Below are 2109 nucleotides of genomic sequence, written 5' to 3'. Positions count from 1 at the left end.
ATGAGAAGTTCATTTGAAATTATAAAATATACAGAAGAAAAAATAGCCGAATAAAACGAAGTCAATCCTTGAATAATGGAGCTATAGGAAATTCGAAGTTGTAAAAACATAGGTAGCAATACCAAAAGAAAAATTACAATGGAGAGTTTGATCCTGGCTCAGGATGAACGCTAGCGGGAGGCTTAACACATGCAAGCCGAGGGGTATAGTTAGCTTGCTAACTAGAGACCGGCGCACGGGTGCGTAACGCGTATGCAACTTGCCCTACTGAAAAGGATAGCCCTTCGAAAGGAGGATTAATACTTTATAATAGAAATCATGGCATCATGAATTTTTGAAAGATTTATCGCAGTAGGATAGGCATGCGTAAGATTAGTTAGTTGGTGAGGTAACGGCTCACCAAGACGATGATCTTTAGGGGGCCTGAGAGGGTGAACCCCCACACTGGTACTGAGACACGGACCAGACTCCTACGGGAGGCAGCAGTGAGGAATATTGGACAATGGGTGGAAGCCTGATCCAGCCATCCCGCGTGTAGGATGACGGCCTTATGGGTTGTAAACTACTTTTATCTGGGGATAAACCTACTTACGTGTAAGTAGCTGAAGGTACCAGAAGAATAAGCACCGGCTAACTCCGTGCCAGCAGCCGCGGTAATACGGAGGGTGCAAGCGTTATCCGGATTTATTGGGTTTAAAGGGTCCGTAGGCGGATTAATCAGTCAGTGGTGAAATCTCATAGCTTAACTATGAAACTGCCATTGATACTGTTAGTCTTGAGTGATGTTGAAGTTGCTGGAATGTGTAGTGTAGCGGTGAAATGCTTAGATATTACGCAGAACACCAATTGCGAAGGCAGGTGACTAAACATCAACTGACGCTGATGGACGAAAGCGTGGGGAGCGAACAGGATTAGATACCCTGGTAGTCCACGCCGTAAACGATGGATACTTGCTGTTGGGTTTTCGAACTCAGTGGCTAAGCGAAAGTTATAAGTATCCCACCTGGGGAGTACGTTCGCAAGAATGAAACTCAAAGGAATTGACGGGGGCCCGCACAAGCGGTGGAGCATGTGGTTTAATTCGATGATACGCGAGGAACCTTACCAAGGCTTAAATGCAATTTGACAGATCTAGAAATAGATTTTTCTTCGGACAGACTGCAAGGTGCTGCATGGCTGTCGTCAGCTCGTGCCGTGAGGTGTTAGGTTAAGTCCTGCAACGAGCGCAACCCCTATCATTAGTTGCCAGCGTTTAAAGACGGGGACTCTAATGAGACTGCCGGTGCAAACCGCGAGGAAGGTGGGGACGACGTCAAGTCATCACGGCCCTTACGTCTTGGGCTACACACGTGCTACAATGGTAAGTACAGAGGGCAGCTACTTGGCAACAAGATGCGAATCTCAAAAACTTATCTCAGTTCGGATTGGAGTCTGCAACTCGACTCTATGAAGCTGGAATCGCTAGTAATCGCATATCAGCCATGATGCGGTGAATACGTTCCCGGGCCTTGTACACACCGCCCGTCAAGCCATGGAAGCTGGGGGTACCTGAAGTCGGTGACCGTAACAGGAGCTGCCTAGGGTAAAACTGGTAACTAGGGCTAAGTCGTAACAAGGTAGCCGTACCGGAAGGTGCGGCTGGAACATCTCATATTTAGAGAACGACGAATTTTCTTCTATTAGTAGAAGATTGATTTTGATTCGGCTTTTTATTCTGTAGTATTTAATATATAGTTAGAGATAAAGGTTAAGATTTAGATTAAGAAAAAACACTTAAAACTTATAACTTAACACTTACAACTAACAAAAAGACCACTCTTTAAGAGTATTAAAGAGTCTCATAGCTCAGCTGGTTAGAGCGCTACACTGATAATGTAGAGGTCGGCAGTTCGAGTCTGCCTGAGACTACTAAAACCGAAGTTCGTCTTACGAATTTCGAAATACGACAAAGAGGGGGATTAGCTCAGCTGGCTAGAGCGCTTGCCTTGCACGCAAGAGGTCATCGGTTCGACTCCGATATTCTCCACGATATAGCGAAAAGAGTTATGCGAATCGCGCAACGCGAAACGTATATCGCAATACGCTAAAGAAGAGTTCATTGACATTATT

The 2109-nt window shown here is 45.4% G+C and carries 2 tRNA genes and 1 rRNA gene; all 3 read left to right on the top strand.

The annotated features are described in order from the left end of the window. Positions 1-135 precede the first annotated feature (135 nt). A 16S ribosomal RNA gene (locus HXZ74_RS16955) occupies positions 136-1654 on the top strand. A gap of 180 nt (positions 1655-1834) precedes the next feature. Next, positions 1835-1908: transfer RNA gene (locus HXZ74_RS16950), tRNA-Ile, on the top strand. A 44-nt stretch (positions 1909-1952) separates the two neighbouring features. After that, positions 1953-2026, top strand: a tRNA-Ala gene (locus HXZ74_RS16945). The last annotated feature ends 83 nt before the right edge of the window (positions 2027-2109 follow it).

It is taken from the genome of Empedobacter sp. R750 (assembly GCF_030324345.1).
GTDB lineage: Bacteria > Bacteroidota > Bacteroidia > Flavobacteriales > Weeksellaceae > Empedobacter > Empedobacter falsenii_C.
This window is presented reverse-complemented; position numbering and strand designations above follow the sequence as displayed.